Origin of the sequence: Chengkuizengella axinellae (assembly GCF_030730905.1) — a bacterium.
GTDB lineage: Bacteria > Bacillota > Bacilli > Paenibacillales > KCTC-33759 > Chengkuizengella > Chengkuizengella axinellae.
In genome coordinates this window covers 187,943-204,543 of record NZ_JAVAMP010000001.1, presented here as the reverse complement: position 1 = coordinate 204,543, position 16,601 = coordinate 187,943, and the positions used below count along the sequence as shown (strand labels likewise).

Annotated in this window: 11 protein-coding genes; 1 reads left to right on the top strand and 10 read right to left on the bottom strand. The window is 32.6% G+C overall.

Going from position 1 to position 16,601, the window contains the following annotated elements; all coding sequences use genetic code 11:
• Window positions 1-51: 51 nt before the first annotated feature.
• The 3 genes from yihA to lonB all read right to left on the bottom strand — a co-directional run bounded on the left by yihA (window position 52) and on the right by lonB (window position 4,987).
• Window positions 52-648, bottom strand: a complete 597-nt coding sequence (gene yihA / locus Q5Y73_RS01070) for a ribosome biogenesis GTP-binding protein YihA/YsxC (RefSeq protein WP_305989997.1) — start codon at window positions 646-648, stop codon at window positions 52-54.
• Between the two features lie 150 nt (window positions 649-798).
• Window positions 799-3,123 carry an endopeptidase La gene (lon, locus tag Q5Y73_RS01065; RefSeq protein WP_305989996.1) on the bottom strand — a complete coding sequence of 775 codons (2,325 nt, stop codon included), beginning with the start codon at window positions 3,121-3,123 and terminating at the stop codon, window positions 799-801.
• A 151-nt stretch (window positions 3,124-3,274) separates the two neighbouring features.
• Window positions 3,275-4,987: an ATP-dependent protease LonB gene (lonB, locus tag Q5Y73_RS01060; protein ID WP_305989995.1), complete on the bottom strand. Its 1,713-nt coding sequence runs from the start codon at window positions 4,985-4,987 to the stop codon at window positions 3,275-3,277.
• A 180-nt stretch (window positions 4,988-5,167) separates the two neighbouring features.
• Between lonB and hisA the strand changes: the two genes are divergently transcribed.
• Window positions 5,168-5,920 carry a phosphoribosylformimino-5-aminoimidazole carboxamide ribotide isomerase gene (gene hisA / locus Q5Y73_RS01055; protein WP_305989994.1) on the top strand — a complete coding sequence of 251 codons (753 nt, stop codon included), beginning with the start codon at window positions 5,168-5,170 and terminating at the stop codon, window positions 5,918-5,920.
• 72 nt (window positions 5,921-5,992) lie between these two features.
• On the opposite strand, the gene Q5Y73_RS01050 is transcribed toward hisA, so the two are convergent.
• From Q5Y73_RS01050 to Q5Y73_RS01020, 7 genes are all read right to left on the bottom strand, one after another.
• Entirely contained in the window at window positions 5,993-7,318 is a 1,326-nt protein-coding gene (locus Q5Y73_RS01050) for an LLM class flavin-dependent oxidoreductase (protein ID WP_305989993.1), read from the bottom strand.
• A gap of 76 nt (window positions 7,319-7,394) precedes the next feature.
• Window positions 7,395-8,795: an MATE family efflux transporter gene (locus tag Q5Y73_RS01045; RefSeq protein WP_305989992.1), complete on the bottom strand. Its 1,401-nt coding sequence runs from the start codon at window positions 8,793-8,795 to the stop codon at window positions 7,395-7,397.
• Window positions 8,796-8,808: 13 nt separating this feature from the next.
• Window positions 8,809-9,897, bottom strand: a complete 1,089-nt coding sequence (locus Q5Y73_RS01040; protein ID WP_305989991.1) for a hypothetical protein — start codon at window positions 9,895-9,897, stop codon at window positions 8,809-8,811.
• Between the two features lie 22 nt (window positions 9,898-9,919).
• Window positions 9,920-11,533, bottom strand: a complete 1,614-nt coding sequence (locus tag Q5Y73_RS01035) for a YcaO-like family protein (protein ID WP_305989990.1) — start codon at window positions 11,531-11,533, stop codon at window positions 9,920-9,922.
• Window positions 11,487-12,605 carry a hypothetical protein gene (locus tag Q5Y73_RS01030; protein WP_305989989.1) on the bottom strand — a complete coding sequence of 373 codons (1,119 nt, stop codon included), beginning with the start codon at window positions 12,603-12,605 and terminating at the stop codon, window positions 11,487-11,489. Before Q5Y73_RS01030 ends, Q5Y73_RS01035 begins: the two co-directional genes overlap by 47 nt.
• Window positions 12,606-13,595, bottom strand: a complete 990-nt coding sequence (locus Q5Y73_RS01025; RefSeq protein WP_305989988.1) for a hypothetical protein — start codon at window positions 13,593-13,595, stop codon at window positions 12,606-12,608.
• Window positions 13,582-16,542, bottom strand: coding sequence for a thiopeptide-type bacteriocin biosynthesis protein (locus Q5Y73_RS01020; RefSeq protein WP_305989987.1), 2,961 nt, complete (start codon window positions 16,540-16,542; stop codon window positions 13,582-13,584). Before Q5Y73_RS01020 ends, Q5Y73_RS01025 begins: the two co-directional genes overlap by 14 nt.
• Window positions 16,543-16,601 lie beyond the last annotated feature (59 nt).

Genomic DNA, 16,601 nt, shown 5'->3' with positions numbered 1-16,601 from the left:
AATGACTGGTTGGTCAGTCACTACTAATCATAAAATTTACCAAACCATATGTCAACTATGATTTGGTGTTGTTTTTTCTTGAATAAGCTGCCATAATTCTTCTTTTCCTAATCCTTCCTCAGAGGAAAACATTAAGATTGGATCTCCTTTTTCAAGGTTTAATGTATCTTTAATTATTTTTAAGTGTTTATTTCGTTTGTTTTTTGATATTTTATCTGCTTTTGTAGTAATAACAAGTCGAGGAATCTCCTGATAAACTAACCATTCATACATCGCCTGATCATCTTTTGTAGGTGGATGGCGAAGATCAATAATATGCATTACTGCCTTTAACTGCTCTCTTTCCGTTAAATATCTTTCGATCATTTCTCCCCATTCTTGTCTACGTGATTTTGAAACCTTGGCATAACCATAACCAGGAAGATCAACAAAATATAAATCGGAATTAATGCGATAATAATTCAAAGTTTGTGTTTTACCTGGCTGAGAGCTCGTTCTGGCCAAATTTTTCCGATTAATCAATTTATTGATTAACGAGGATTTCCCTACATTTGACCGACCTGCCAACGCAATTTCGGGCAAGCCATCCTCTGGATATTGATCAGGACCTACAGCACTAATAATAAATTCTGCCTGATTTACTTTCACTTCTTAAATACCTTCTCTTTCTTAAAATATGAGTTCAAAAATCGACTTTGCAATATTGAACATTCTCTTAAATTGAATAAGTGACTGCTTTAATAAAAAAGCAATCACTTATTGTATAACACAAATGTGTTAAATTGTATATATTCTGTACTACTGAATTAATGTTTGTTCTAATACGGTATCCATATGTGAAACTGGAATAAATTTGATATCTTTTTTCACAGCCTCTGGAAGTTCTTGAAGATCTTTTTCATTATCTTCAGGAAATAATACTTTTTTAATTCCTGCTCGGTGTGCAGCCAGCGCTTTTTCTTTAAGACCTCCAATTGGAAGCACTCTACCTCTTAGTGTTATTTCTCCTGTCATAGCTACTTCTTTCGATACAGGTACTTCAGAGAGAGCAGATATTAAAGCTGAAGCAATCGTTATCCCTGCAGATGGACCATCTTTAGGAATTGCACCTTCAGGAATATGAATATGAATATCATATTTATCATGAAAGTCTGGTTCTAAATTAAGTTCCTCTGCCTTGGATCGTGTATAGCTGAATGCAGCTTGCGCAGATTCTTTCATAACATCTCCAAGCTTACCAGTCAAGGTCAGCTTACCATTTCCTGGCATAACCGTCACTTCAATGGTTAAAGTATCTCCACCCACCTCTGTCCAGGCTAACCCTGTCACAGCTCCGATTTGATTTTCTTTTTCAGCCAGGCTGTATTTAAATTTGCTCGGTCCTAAGAATTTTTCAACTTCATTGGATGTTACAGTAATTTGCTGATCTTCTTCTTTGGAAACGACTTCTTTAACAACTTTTCTGCATAATGATGCTACTTGCTGTTCTAAATTTCGTACCCCGGCTTCTCGTGTATATTCTTGAATAATCTTTAAGATTGTCTCATCTTCAGCAATTAATTGATCTTCTGCTAATCCATGTTCTTTTTTCTGCTTTGGCAGTAAATACTTTTTAGCAATTTCTAATTTTTCAATTTCTGTATAACCTGATATATACAACATTTCCATTCGATCCAATAATGGTCGAGGAATATTATGGACTGCATTAGCCGTAGTAATGAACATGACATTGGATAAATCAAAAGGTTGTTCAATAAAATGATCACTAAAAGTGCTGTTTTGCTCAGGATCTAACACTTCTAAAAGTGCTGATCCAGGATCACCTCGAAAATCCATTGACATCTTATCAATTTCATCTAATAAAAATACGGGATTATTCGTTCCTGCATTTTTCAGTCCTTGTATAATTCTTCCTGGCATAGCTCCAACATAAGTACGTCTGTGACCACGTATTTCAGCTTCATCCCTAACCCCACCAAGCGAAATACGAACAAATTTACGCCCTAATGTTCTAGCGATGGATCTGCCTAATGAAGTCTTACCTACACCTGGAGGTCCAACTAAACATAAAATAGGACCTTTGATCTTCTTGACAAGCTTTTGAACAGCTAAATATTCCAGAACACGTTCTTTTGGTTTTTCAAGTCCATAATGATCTTCGTCTAAGATCCCCTCTGCTTTGGCCATGTCTAAATGATCTTCCGTTTGTTTATTCCATGGCAATGCTAACAACCAATCTATATAATTTCGAATTACACTTCCTTCTGCAGATGTTGAAGGCATTTTTTCCAATCGATCAATTTCTCTTTCAATTTTCTCTTTAATTTTATCTGATACATCTGTTTCAGCTAATTTTGCTCGCAACTCTTCTACTTCACCTGCTCTGCCTTCCTTATCGCCTAATTCCTTTTGAATAGCTTTCATTTGCTCACGCAAATAATATTCCTTCTGTGTTTTCTCCATTTGTTTCTTAACTCGTTTATTAATTTGCTTTTCGAGTTCTAGCACTTCGCGTTCATCATTTAAAATATTCAGTATTTTTTCCAGTCTTTCGTGAACATCCAAAGTTTCCAAAATTTCCTGCTTATCTTTTATTTTTAAAGATAAGTGACTGGAGATTACATCTGCTAATCTCCCTGGTTCATTAATATCTGACACAGCCGCTAAAGTTTCCGGCGTCACTTTTTTAGACAATGAGATATAATTCTCAAATTGTTTTAAAACACTTCTCATCAGTGCATTATTCTCTGTCTCCCCAGAAAATACATCTGACAAATCTCTAGCATAGACTTCATAAAACTCATCATTGTCAATATACCTTACAATTTCACAACGATTTAACGCTTCAACAAGCACTCTTATTGTACCGTTTGGAAGCTTTAACATTTGTCTTACTTTTGCTTTCGTACCTATTTTATAAATTTCATCCTCTGTTGGAGCCTCAATACTCACTTCAGATTGAGAAGAAAGCAAAATCAAGTTATTTTCCACCATTGCTCTTTCAAGGGCTTTGACAGATTTTTCTCTTCCAACATCAAGATGCAATACCATACTTGGATAAACAAGCAATCCACGTAATGGCAATAGCGGCAATCGATTTTCACTTGTTCTATTTAGACTCATCTCTAGTACCCCCAAAGATTTCTATCCTACAGCTGTTTTTTATTATTTTATCAAATGCTTAATTAAAAAACCAATTTCTGACTTATGACGCCCATTTTTTCTATATTTTAGGATTTTATCTGGTGATCATATATTGTATGTTTATAAAATGCTATTGTTCTAAAGTTGGGGACCCTGGTTGAAAAACTGGAATCACTTTTACATCCATCCCTTCACTTGTCACATCTTGCTCTTTAGTAGAATTATTAGCTTCAATACCTATTGCATATTTAAGTACTTGCTCAATTGTTTCCATCGGTATTACCTCAACCTCTTTGATCGTAAAAAATGTATCTTGCCAATTTTCTTTTGGAATAAAAACTTTTTTTGCACCCGCCTGAATGGCAGCTTCTACTTTAGCTACAACACCTCCTACAGGTTTAACTTTCCCATGAATACTTACTTCACCCGTCATCGCAATTTTATTATCCACCGGGATGTTATTAACTGCAGAGGCTATGGCTGTAGCAATTGTAACACCAGCTGATGGACCATCCATTGGAATTCCTCCAGGAAAATTGATATGAATATCATAATCATCTGCATTTATTCCCACTTGCCTTAATACGGTAAGTACGTTTTCCAACGAGCTCTTCACCATACTTTTGCGGCGAATTTTTTTACCTCCTCCCCCCATTTCTTCCTCATCTACAACACCTGTGATTGTAAATTTCCCTTTGCCTGGGATTTTAGCCAATATAGCCGTTGCTTCTATTTCTAACAGACAGCCGATATTAGGACCAAAAACAGCTAGTCCATTTACTAACCCAACTTTAGGCTGTTTTGGGATTTTTTTATCTGGGCGAGGCTGTATGTTGCTGCTGTTGATCACCCACTCAATATCCTCAGAAGTCATTTTTTTCCTTTGATCGGTTGTGGCAATTCCCGCTGCCATCTGTACAATGTTTACTGCTTCACGACCATTCGTTGCATATTTGCTTACAACTTCTATTGCTTTATCTTCATAAGGCATACCTATTTTTTTCATTGCATTCTTTGCAATCATTGCTGTTTCCTTAGGTAATAACGGTTTGAAAAATACTTCAATACATCTCGAACGAATTGCTGGAGGAATCTCTTCAGGTGTTCTTGTCGTTGCACCAACTAATCGGAAATCTGCCGGAAGCCCATTTTGAAAAATATCATGAATAAATTGTGGAATATTTTTATCGTCTACACTATAATAAGAACTTTCTAAAAAAACTTTACGATCCTCTAATACTTTTAGCAATTTATTCATTTGGATAGAATGCAATTCTCCAATTTCATCAATAAAAAGCATTCCTCCATGCGCTTTTGTAACAGCTCCTGGTTTAGGCTGTGGAATACCCGCTACACCCATTGCTCCTGCTCCCTGATATATTGGATCATGAACGGAGCCGATTAACGGATCAGCAATCCCTCTTTCGTCAAACCGGGCAATGGTGGCATCAATCTCTATAAACTTTGATTCTTTATAAAAAGGTGAGAATATATTTTTCTTCGCTTCCTCTAATATAACTCTGGCTGCTGCTGTTTTCCCTACACCTGGAGGTCCATAAATAATGACATGCTGAGGATTTGGACCGCATAAACTTGCTTTTAATGCTCGCAGCCCTTCCTTTTGACCAATGATATCCTCCATTGTCACTGGTCTTGCTTTCTCCGATAAAGGTTGGGTTAGATGAATAGATCTCAATTTATGTAATTTTTCCATTTCTCTTTTTGATTCTTTGTCTACAGCTGATTTACTATTTTGCTGACTTCTCAATTGATTCCAGAAATACAGTCCAATAACAACTGCAAAAAAACCTTGAATAATCATTAAAACAACCATAAAACTCATGTTATAACGCCCTCCCTTTTCTACTAACTACAAGCTAGTATTACCATGCATTACATCTCTTCATACGCAAATCTGTATAAAAGTAAAGAATTGATTCGCAACATATCCTTTGACTGATATTTATGGATTCGTGTATCATGATTTCATAACATAAAACGAAAAAAGGGAAGTGACAGCACATTGAGGTTTCGTCCTTGTATTGATATTCATGATGGAAAAGTAAAACAAATCGTAGGAGAAACATTAGATGATCACAAAGAAGTCATAGAAAATTTCGTCTCAACCTATTCTCCTTCTTATTATGCTAATTTATTTAAAAAAAATAACTTAACTGGCGGCCATGTTATTATGCTTGGCAAAGGAAATGTCGATGCAGCGTTAGAAGCGTTAGAAGCTTATCCAGGTGGTCTTCACATAGGCGGTGGCATTAATGCAGATAATGCGTTATTGTTTCTAAATAACGGGGCTAGTCACGTTATCATAACCTCTTATATTTTTCCTAATGGAAGATTCAGTCTTGAAAATCTAAAGCACATAGTATCATTAGTCGGAAAAGAAAAATTAGTCATTGATTTAAGCTGCAAAGAAAAAAATGGAAAATGGCTCGTTGCAATAAATAAATGGAAAACAACAACAGATTTTGAGCTTAATTCTAGCAATCTAAAGTTACTTCAATCTTACTGTGACGAACTGTTAATCCATGCAGTAGATGTGGAAGGAAAACAATCTGGATTTAGTGAGGAATTAGTAACTCACATAGCTAAAAATGCATTAATCCCTATAACATATGCAGGAGGAATTCGTTCAATAGAAGATCTTGAGAATTTTTATAGAATCTCACAAGGTAAGATCGATTTCACAATTGGAAGTGCGTTGGACATATTTGGGGGGAAATTGAAATTCAATGATGTATTGAATTTTGTAGCCAGGTAATAAGCTATCGTCGAGCCCTTATTAAGTTATAAATTCTTATGTTATGAAGAGAAGTTTGCTTTCAGTGGGAGTTTAATACCTCCCACTGAAAGCACTATTTTTTACTAATCCTAAGTTTTCTCTTAAGCTAACACCTTCGTACTCTTTTTTAAACAAATTCTTTTGCTGTAAGATTGGAACTGTCTCAAGAAGAAATGCTTCTAGATCCTCTTTCATATTTAATGGCATAAGATTAAATCCATCGCATGCACCTGCTTTAAACCACTCCTCCATTCTAATTGCCAATTGCTCGGGAGTTCCAATAAATAAATCGTGTGGTGTAATAGAAGCTACATGTTGTGCTAATTGTTTTAAAGTGAATTTTCTTTTTGCAGTAAATTTTTTATAAATCTCATATTTTTTTGAATGCTCTTCATCTACAGGTTCCACTAAATCAATTAGTGGTTCATTAAGATCCATCGCATAAAAATCGATTTGGGGTAAGATAGTGGTTAAAAGCTTCAATCCTATATTGGGATTAATTAGTGATTGCATTTCGTTATATTTTTGATAAGCCATTTCTTTTGTTTGTCCAAGAATAAATCGAATTCCTGATGTAATAACAACATCTTCTTTTTCCCTACCATAAGAAACCACTTTTTCTTTTAACTCATCATAGTATGCTTTCGCATTTTCAATTCCTTTATTATTATTCACAAACACAATCTCTGCATATTTGGCAGCCAATTGCCGTCCCGCAGGTGAAGTTCCAGCTTGAATTAATACTGGATGCCCTTGAGGAAGACTTGATAGATTTAATGGGCCTTCAACAGAAAAAAAATCTCCACGATGATTCAATTTATGCATTTTATTGTAGTCTACAAAAACCCCTTGTTCTTTATTCAATACAAACGCTTCATCTTCCCAAGAATCCCATAGACCTTTAACCACTTCAACAAATTCCTCAGCTCTTTTATATCTCTTACTATGTTCCATATGTTCATCACGACTAAAGTTTTTAGCTGATCCTTGATCCGCAGAAGTGACTATATTCCATGCAGACCTGCCATTACTAATATGATCAATAGAACCGAATCGCCTTGCCAAATTATACGGTTCATTATAGGTTGTAGAAGCTGTAGCAGCAAGACCAATGTGACTTGTATGTACAGCTAAGGAGGACAGTAAAATCGTTGGTTCTAACGCATTTAATACATTAGTGTGGGAATATTCATCAATGTATAATCCATCTGCAAAAAAAACAAAATCAAGCTTTCCTTTCTCTGCTAATTTTGTCACATCCAAATAGTACTCATAACTAAAAGGATTTTTTTCTGTAGAAAGTCTCCATGAAGATAAATGATGTCCAGCACCTAACGCAAAGAGCGCGATTTTCATTTTAAGATTTACACATGACATAACACCCTTTTCCCTCCTTATTACTTTATATTTACCATTCATCTATTGAAATCATTTGACAAAAGCCTCACTTGTATTAAACACTGTTTTCAACAGATAACCCTTCCTCTCGATGTACTTCGTTTTCCTTTACCAAAGTTGCTTTTGTCCAACGTCCATATAAATAGTAGGCAAATGAGCTTACAAAAGTGAATATTTCAATCAATGCCAACGTAATGAACACACCATTGGTTTTGTCCTGAAAAAGTTGGGGTACAAATAATAAACAAACCAATACAATCACATACATGTTTGTAATGGTTAATATCACTCCTCCTTTGGAATCACCTGCTCCTGCTACTACAAATATAAAAACAATAGCTATTGTATTCATAATCCAAGGAATTGTATAAAAAGTGAAAAAGTTTGCAAACAAAGGAGTTAACATATCATTTGTTGATAAAGCCATAGATATCTGATTTTTACTGAGCAGAACGATTAAAGCAACGATAGAACAATATCCTAATAAAATGAGTACCATTTTTTTGACAAGATCCTTTACTGCATTAATTTGCTTAGATCCGATATACTCAGAAACCATAGGAATGATACTGGCTGCAAAATTTTGTGCAAACACTCCGAAAAAGACAAAAATATAAGAAGCAACCGCATAGACATTAAACGCATCTTCTGGATAATACGATAAAATAAGAATATACAAAAACATGGAAACATTATAAGTTAGTCCATTAAAAATTTGGGAACCGATATAAGAAATATTTTGTTTTAATAGTTGAAAATCAACTTTAAGTGAGAGTTGTTTTTTTGAAAGTCCGATTTGCAAATGATCTTTCAAAAATAATTGCCAAATCATATAAATAGAACACACCAAATTCGCAACTACAGTACCCGTAGCAGCGCCAGAAATAGCATTCATTCCGAATCGTGTAAATACCAACATGAAGATAGGTGTAATGATAAGGTTAGTTAATAAAGTAAGACTTAATCCCTTATAAACCAGATTAAGCTTTTGAAAGTATCTTGGTAATAATAATAGAAGATTATTTAAAGAAATGGCGATATAACCAACTAAATACACGCTTAAATAATCTCCGACAAAAATCGAAACCTTTTGGGATACGCCAAACATCATAATAAAGACTGGTAAAAGCAACAGTCCAATGAATGTAGTCATTATCCCTGCATAGATTGAAAATGAAAAAGTCCCTTTTACTCCCCGCATGACCTTATCGATATGACCTGCTCCATTATGTTGACTAATATAAACCAATAGTGCTGAGATGACGCCTACTAAAACTGCCTCTATCAATAAAATAATGGATGAGGACACCCGTAAAGCAGATAATGCTTCCGGTTCACCAATAAAATAGTAGATCCAGAAAAAATCAATCCCAATCAATAGAAGATCTGCAATACCTATGAGCGTCATTGGAAGAGAAAATGATATTATTTTTTTCCAATTCAAATTCGTTTCCATCTTACTCTCCTTTCTACTCAACTGTTCCAGAAATTAAACAGTAATATGGTGTGAATTGAGATGTATCTAAACTCAATAACGACTCAAGTAGTTCAATATCATAACTTTTTATAGGTCGGCAGTACTGTGACTCACTAGAATGGTTCAAAGATATCATTTGACTCAAATATCCTAAAGATAAAATATACTGCGTTGCTTTTTCTGATTGAAACACATTATGGTTAATGAGAAATACAACAAAAAACGATACACCTATAAAATTAATATAAGGGTGTGTTTTATTTAATTTCATGTAATGTATCCTCGGACCTTCTTCATTTGATGGTGATTCGAAAATACCATTACCTCGGTTGATATATGGAATGATCTTTACCTGATTTCTAATATCATCAATATTAATCAATTGTTCTAAATGATTAAAATGATCGTTAGTTTCGTCTTTAAATGAATAGGATTTATGGATGATTTTTGGATTCACATTCGTAATAGGATATAAAAAAGGTCCGCTGTTTCTATACTTGCATTTCATTTTAAAATTTAATAATTTTTTGTATTCTACTTGATTCGAAGGTTTTTTAATACGCCTCAAGTGAATGTGGTGATTAATGTCAATCAGTTTGTATTTACTTCCTAAAAGTTCTGCTGTTTTTGTTATATTGAATAGAAAGTGACCCATTTCTAAAATCAATAAAGATTTTTTTATATTCATATAATAGCTTGGATACTTATTCGTAAATTCTATGAGGATATCACCTGTTTCAGCGTTTATATTCGAATTATAATAGTACATATATCTTTCTTGTGTATCGTCCTTCGAAACGAATTGATGATTTCCTAAAGAAATAAACATTTTTAAAGGGTATATACTTCTAGGAGAGGGGTATCCTTTATGAATTTTATACGTTGTATCACTCTCAATTCTCACCAGATCGTTAACACTTAACATATTCTTTGTATATAGCTCATCTTCATCTAGCTCAGCTGCTTCATTATATAATTGATAATTATCTGTTCTAATATTCAGTTGTTGTGCTATCAATTTAGATTCTAAACCAAAGTAATGAGCCATTTCACCAAGAAAATCTTTAGATGTATACTGCAAAGTATCCCTCCTCACTGCTAATTCAAGCTAATGGATGCACATTCCGATTCTCAATTCGACGATTTGTCTTTTCATCATTTACTAATCTTATTAAGTGAGATGTAAAATCTAAAGGTGCAGCCCCTATTAAAATCGCTTTGGTGCAATACAATGATAGAGCACTCATAAAATCATTCGTTTGATTCACAATAAGTATGTCTTTGTACACCCTCTTTACTTTGTCCTTCACATATGACAACTCTTCTTCAACATAAATACTTTGAAAATTCTTTTTAGATGTCAAATCTGTGTAGTTACACGATTTAGCACTTTTCAACTTTTGCTCCACTAATGGTTTTGAGCGATACGATAGAAAATAATAAATATGATCTAGTACATCATTTATCTCATTTGTTTTCTCTATTCTATTTAAATGTTCGATAACCTTATCCATTGAATGATTAGCAAGTTTTTGAAAAGAGTTATAAACTTCATAAAAAGCGGAATCTATTGCATGTTGAATATTTATGTGACAACCTAGACCTGTGATCGAATAAAAAATGTTGTCTTGATTTACACTTCGCAGCAAACACCAAACCACAGGAAGTTCAGTCTTATTTTTAATATAATAAAACTCTAAATGATATCCTAATTCTTCAAAATATAGTTCTCTTCCAAGTATGTTACTTCTCTCACGATCAAATTCAATGAAATGAATAGAATGCTCATCCTCAAACCAAAAATTCATAAATATGTCTCTTTCAACTATTTCCAATATGGAGTATAACGAAGCTTCCTCTATGCTGTTTCCTACTGAGCAGCCGTTAGAACTTTCATAAACATATCTATTTTTAATATCTTGCCGTAAATATTGACTAATTTGTTCAGGGATATATTCCTCTTTATCATTTAACAAAGAAGTTGCTAGAACCCAATGAAAAGAAAGATCATCATTGTACATTTCAAGATCATTGTATTTATCAACAACTTCACCATCGTACACTCCTAAAACCTTAGGGTACACCGCTTTATTCTGAATTTCTCTATAACTAGCCTTTAATGTATGGGGAAGTTTACTTGATGCAGCACTTCTTTCTAAATATTCGGCTATCGCTTTAAACTTAGCATGATCAATATTAAAATCATAACCAAATCCTTGTATAGCATAATCTTCTCGGTTCGCCACAGATACAATCCCATCATTTTCATCAAATATGCAACCCCCTTTGTAGAAAAGAAGTAAATAAATAAGATCCTTCACTGGAATATTATTTTCTAACCTTTTCTGTTCAGGGCTACGTTTAACCTGATTATGAACTTGATGATAAGTGTACGATAATTTAATCGTTGTTGAATTAATAAGCAGGGCATCGAATTTATGTATATTTAATAAAAAAAAGGTTATCATTTTTTTCAAATTCATATTCCCAGTGTGCTTATCTATCATACATGGCCACTCTAACCCTTCTTTATATGTTTCTTCTACGGGACATTTTCTAATCTCCAACCATTCGTCCGAACAAATTACAGTCAAAGCTATCCCCTTAAAATCCACTTGAATTGAGTCATTCATTGTACTAAGACAATCAACATCCATGTTTCTGAAAATATCAAGACATAATTTCTTTAAGCTGTTCATTAATAATTTCGTTTCCACTTATCTTCAACTCTTTCCCTTCAAATTGATGATTAACGAACAGCGTTAAAAAAAGAGTGTGTTCATTACACGTGTTTTTCCCTTTATAAATAATAGTCATATTATCGCTCTTAAACTGTTTATGATCTTCTTCAATATGATGAATATAAATCTTTTTTGAGAAATAAATATTGATAAATTTACGAAGGAATGATTCGCTATTCAAGGGATACTCTGTGTGACTTCCTCTAATGAAGTATTGTTCATCAATGCCAGAACCATTTAAAATGATAAATAAGTTTCGGATCGCATCTTCTTTGTCATAACCAATGGAGGATAAGTTTCTATTACTCTCTACACCTTGGTATTTACATTGTACAAGTGGAAAGTAGTTTTCTACATTAAAGTCAACTGTGTAACCAGATAACTTGTCATCAACTAAACAACTATTGGAGTAATTTATTTCGTTCACCTGTTCTGTAATAAGATAATCAATCTCGTTGTTGTACAAGGTCAAGTCAATTTTAATAATAACAGTATCCCTTATATCAAGTACGTCATCCCTAAGTTTCTCCATAAGAACAAATGACGCATATTGCTCCATCATTTCACTATCTACCGTATATGTGTTTAACTTGTTTAATGGTTTTGTTGCGATATACAGACTTTCTCTACATACATACACATATATCTCTTTCTTATTTAAAACCTCATCGTCCAAACATAATGATTGTCCATAATTACTTTCTATCATTTTACTTTTTGTGCTTATCTGTTGTTGAATTGACTTTAGAAATGACAATTTTCCGTGAATACAATGAATTCCTTTTATGATAACTGACTCTTCCTCATCAGTATGAAGTCTCACTATGTTATTTTTCATCAGTACTTGTAACATTTGAGACTCAAAGGATTTGTTATCTTCTAAAAGAAGAGAAATATTTGAATTCAATTTTATTTTTTGCAACAACTTATAAGTCAAATCTTTTTGTTTATCACTTAAATTCATTTTTAAGTTTTTATCTTTTGTCGTTAAAATAAAGTCAGAATCAATATCAACAATATGCAACGTTGGTTCTATATAAACATTCACTTAATTCACCTCCAATAGTTTTTCTTCATAACGCATTAAACTGATTAAATAATTCATATAAAACTTTTCAATGGGCTTTATGTTTAATAACACTAATTTTTCATACAATACATTCAAAATCCATTTATTTGTACATAATACTTTGTCTCTCAAAACCGCTTCCTTCAACTCCTCATCTTCAAAAATGGAAGCATGTCTTATTGATGATTGATTCACTTTAGAATTAAATTGTTTTGAAGAATGTGGAGAGTGAAAATTGATCATTCCATCATCTACATACTTAGAAACGAATTGATAAACCTCAAATAATTTTGAAACTAATTCTACATTCCCTTTTTGGGTACCATCTTTTAACTGTCTGATATCATCTGTTACTCTTTTTTTGAACATTTGCTGAATCCGTTTTCTATCATTTTGTTTAAGAGAGTTTAAGAATCCAATATAATGTGATAAATGAGAAGTATAACCATTAGAGTATAATAAATCTCTTTCGCTGATCACCTTATCTGGCAATAATTTCACGAACAGGTATATATCATGAACGATTGTTAATATATCGTTTTCCTTCCAGTAATTATCTATATAAAAAGAATCAAATATTTGATGAGTAAATACATATAATTGCAATTGCTTCATATTCTCAAAATGATAACAGTCCGTAATTTGTTTGATGATCACTTTGTTTTGATAAATTTCTTCATTCGCCTGAACATGATTCGTGATCTCAGAAATCTTTTTATATTTTTTTTTAAAGCTTTCAGTAGAGTAAATGTATGTAGGTTCATTTTCTAAGATGGAAGATAATAATTTGAAGTATTTATCCACTTTTTCGCCATCCAAAAAACCAATTATTTTAACATGGTATCCATGCTGCCAACCCTTAATTAAAGTTGAACTTTGTTCATTTTGTGCGATATTCTTCAAAGTTTTAAACACTGGGTGATTGGGATTCTCTTCATTGACATAACAAGTGACCTCATAGAAGTTCATGGTAACCTCCTTGTATATCCAATGTGTACTTTAGGTTGTAAAAAGTATAACTGGCTGTTTCATAAACTTTATTCTCTAACTCACGATCAATTCCCATAAATCTATTCATTGTCATATGAACTACGCTTTTAAAAATGTAAAAACTTCTTTCACTTTGAAATGATCGATGAACTTGCTCACTATATTTTCTAGCTATTTTTCTTTTCTGAAAAAGAACATCGTTTTCTCTATCGTAGATAAAAAGTATTTCTCTTGCTGCACCAGTATACTTTTGCCTGTTCGTGCTAAACTCTTTTAATACAGATTTATTTTTTTCACCTCGTAAGTCTCTTAAAAATTCAAAAGCAGTATCATAACGATCAAATAAATCCATCACTGTATATAGACAAACCATAACCCCTTGTTCGAGTTTACTTTTATGATTGAACTGTTTTAACCCATTCACTATGCCTAAAAACTTCGTATCATAACAAAAAAATTCGTATGCCACATTGCACAATTCATGACCGCCATATCGTGAATATTCAGGAAAAAAGATTTCTTCGGAATATTTTTTTATCGTTTTATCTTTCACCCATTGTTGTAAAAACAAATGAAACTTCTCTTTTAGCAATGGATTATCGTGTTTAAACCTCAAACGAATATGTTCAGCAGCATCACTGTAACTCACTATAAAATATTGATGGATCTTCTGTTCATCTAACCATTTCATGCAGCTGCAACTTATCTTTATCCTCTCCCCTTTTCTATAATAAATGTGGTAATAAATCCAACTAAGATCAGGGATTGATACAGAATCACCATAACAATTTTCAGCTTCATTAAGTTGTTTAAATTTATCTAGTTCAGGCAGCACAGTTATAATAAAATCTAAATTCATAGTAGAATCGTTTGGATCATTTAATTCTGGCGCTTCTGTTAAAACGACATGCTCCTCCGTACTCTGATTGTTCAATTCATTCAACAATAAATCCATACCTAATGATGTATGTACATGGATAGGTAAACTCATATCGCCCTTAAGCATGTAAACAACAGCATCTACATTATAATTTTCAACAAAATCTAAAAGGTACTGTCTCTTACTTTTACCCGTTGTGTTTACTTCTCTTTCCATAAGTGTTTTTTTGATTCTCCAGCGTTTTAGAGATAAAATATTTTGTTTATATTCAATTCTTGGAATATAGTTCAAATTCTCCGCTACACCTAAGTAAAAATCTCTAGGAGTATTAGAAATATATTTTCCATACTGATGTAAAAATAAAAGAGAAGGATCTTCGTTGAAATTACTGTAATACAGCATGTGAGTAAAGGTAGGAATAATTTTTTTTCCTAAAGACTTACTTTTCAAATAAAGACCATTATGATCTAACCCGACAACAATATCCTTTATCGTAATATAAGCATTATTCTCGCAAGGCACTGGTGTATGGATCAATAATTGTATATTATCTTTATCATAAGTTACTCCCAAATCACTATAATGATTGGCAACAACATTTACCTCCACACTCACATAATTACAATTATTGTAACTCAGTGTTGATTTATCCTCCTTCGTATTCAACTTAAACCTTCCTCTGAATGAAGTAGAGGTATTACTAAATGAATTTTCATTTAAAACGATTTTTTCTTTATCATTTTCTTTAATGATATTAAACTTAACATCATAACCTTCGTTTATTTTTTTTTCTAAATGAGTTTGGAATAGATCTGTAATAAATTGAATATCACTTTTGGATAAATGAATGTGGTCTTTATTATTTAAAATAGCTACTTGTATTAGATCTAATAAGTATTCATTAAACTGATCTTCTTTCACTGAATTCATGCTGTTATAATCTTGATTAAACTTAGGGGTACCAATACCAGTGTCCTCATCAATTAAATCTATTAAATTGATTTCATTAAAAAAACCATATTCATCAAGAAACTTATACTCATAATTTTCCCATAATTTATGAAAAGAATTAAAAACATTAAATGATGTTAAAAACTGAATATCATCAACAAAATGCTGTGCAATTTCTGCATCAAGCTTATACGAAGCATGATGAGAAACTTGATCCACTACAACATACCTTTTACTTTTGCAAACTTCGCTCATTTTTTGAATCATTTCCTGATAAGTCTGAATCCCCTTACCAACCTGACTGTATTTATATGACTCTATTAATTGTTCTATTTCTAACAATTGCTCATATAGTTCTGTATTAATGAGTGCTTTTTCTTTGAGAATAAATTGTAATCCATATCTATCTTCCTGACTTAATATTGAATGTGGTCGAAGATGGCTAAGGATCATATTATTGTTCAATAAACGTTTAATTGCTTCGAGAATATGATGTTCTTTTTGTGAATTACCTCCACTCAATAATTGAGTAACTTCATTCATTCCTTTAGAAGTGTCTAATACTGACATTAAGTCTTGAAGAAACTTCGTTTTTCTAAGACTTATTCTATTTTGACTATCGTCTACCGCTATATCCAAATAAAACTTATCATTCGTTTCCCTGAGCAAATTATTTTTATACAACAACAGATTAGAATCAAGAACTTGAGATTGCTCTATTCTTCTAACAAGAAGGTTTAACCAATCCAGCGAAACTCTTACTTCTTTATAAGAGTCTGATGTCGAATTTGTATTAGAATTGAAATCATTCTCTAATAATCCTGCAAATAAACCATAAGGCATTGGTCTTGATGACATTCTTAGAATATATTTCATAACAGAAACGACTACATCTTCATTCATTTGTTTTCCGTTTTTAATCTCTATCAATTGATGATATAAGTCGTGGCTTGCAACCAAAATTCTTTCCATAAAGGAAAGATCATTGATCATGTTTAGAATATAATCATGAAGATCACTTGAATAAAAAAGATCATATATGTAATTTTTTTCTATCGCTGGACTTCTAACAATATATTTATTGTAAATACTCATGCACAACACTCTTCCATCATGTAATATTGAGATACTTAAAATAAAGTGAATGCTCAGTT

What these genes read in the sequence shown, in the direction of transcription:
- lon (WP_305989996.1), bottom strand. Translation starts at nt 3,123, where the DNA reads ATGAGTCTAAATAGAACAAGTGAAAATCGATTGCCGCTATTGCCATTA.
- lonB (WP_305989995.1), bottom strand. Translation starts at nt 4,987, where the DNA reads ATGAGTTTTATGGTTGTTTTAATGATTATTCAAGGTTTTTTTGCAGTT.
- Q5Y73_RS01050 (WP_305989993.1), bottom strand. Translation starts at nt 7,318, where the DNA reads ATGTCATGTGTAAATCTTAAAATGAAAATCGCGCTCTTTGCGTTAGGT.
- Q5Y73_RS01045 (WP_305989992.1), bottom strand. Translation starts at nt 8,795, where the DNA reads ATGGAAACGAATTTGAATTGGAAAAAAATAATATCATTTTCTCTTCCA.
- Q5Y73_RS01025 (WP_305989988.1), bottom strand. Translation starts at nt 13,595, where the DNA reads ATGAACTTCTATGAGGTCACTTGTTATGTCAATGAAGAGAATCCCAAT.
- Q5Y73_RS01020 (WP_305989987.1), bottom strand. Translation starts at nt 16,542, where the DNA reads ATGAGTATTTACAATAAATATATTGTTAGAAGTCCAGCGATAGAAAAA.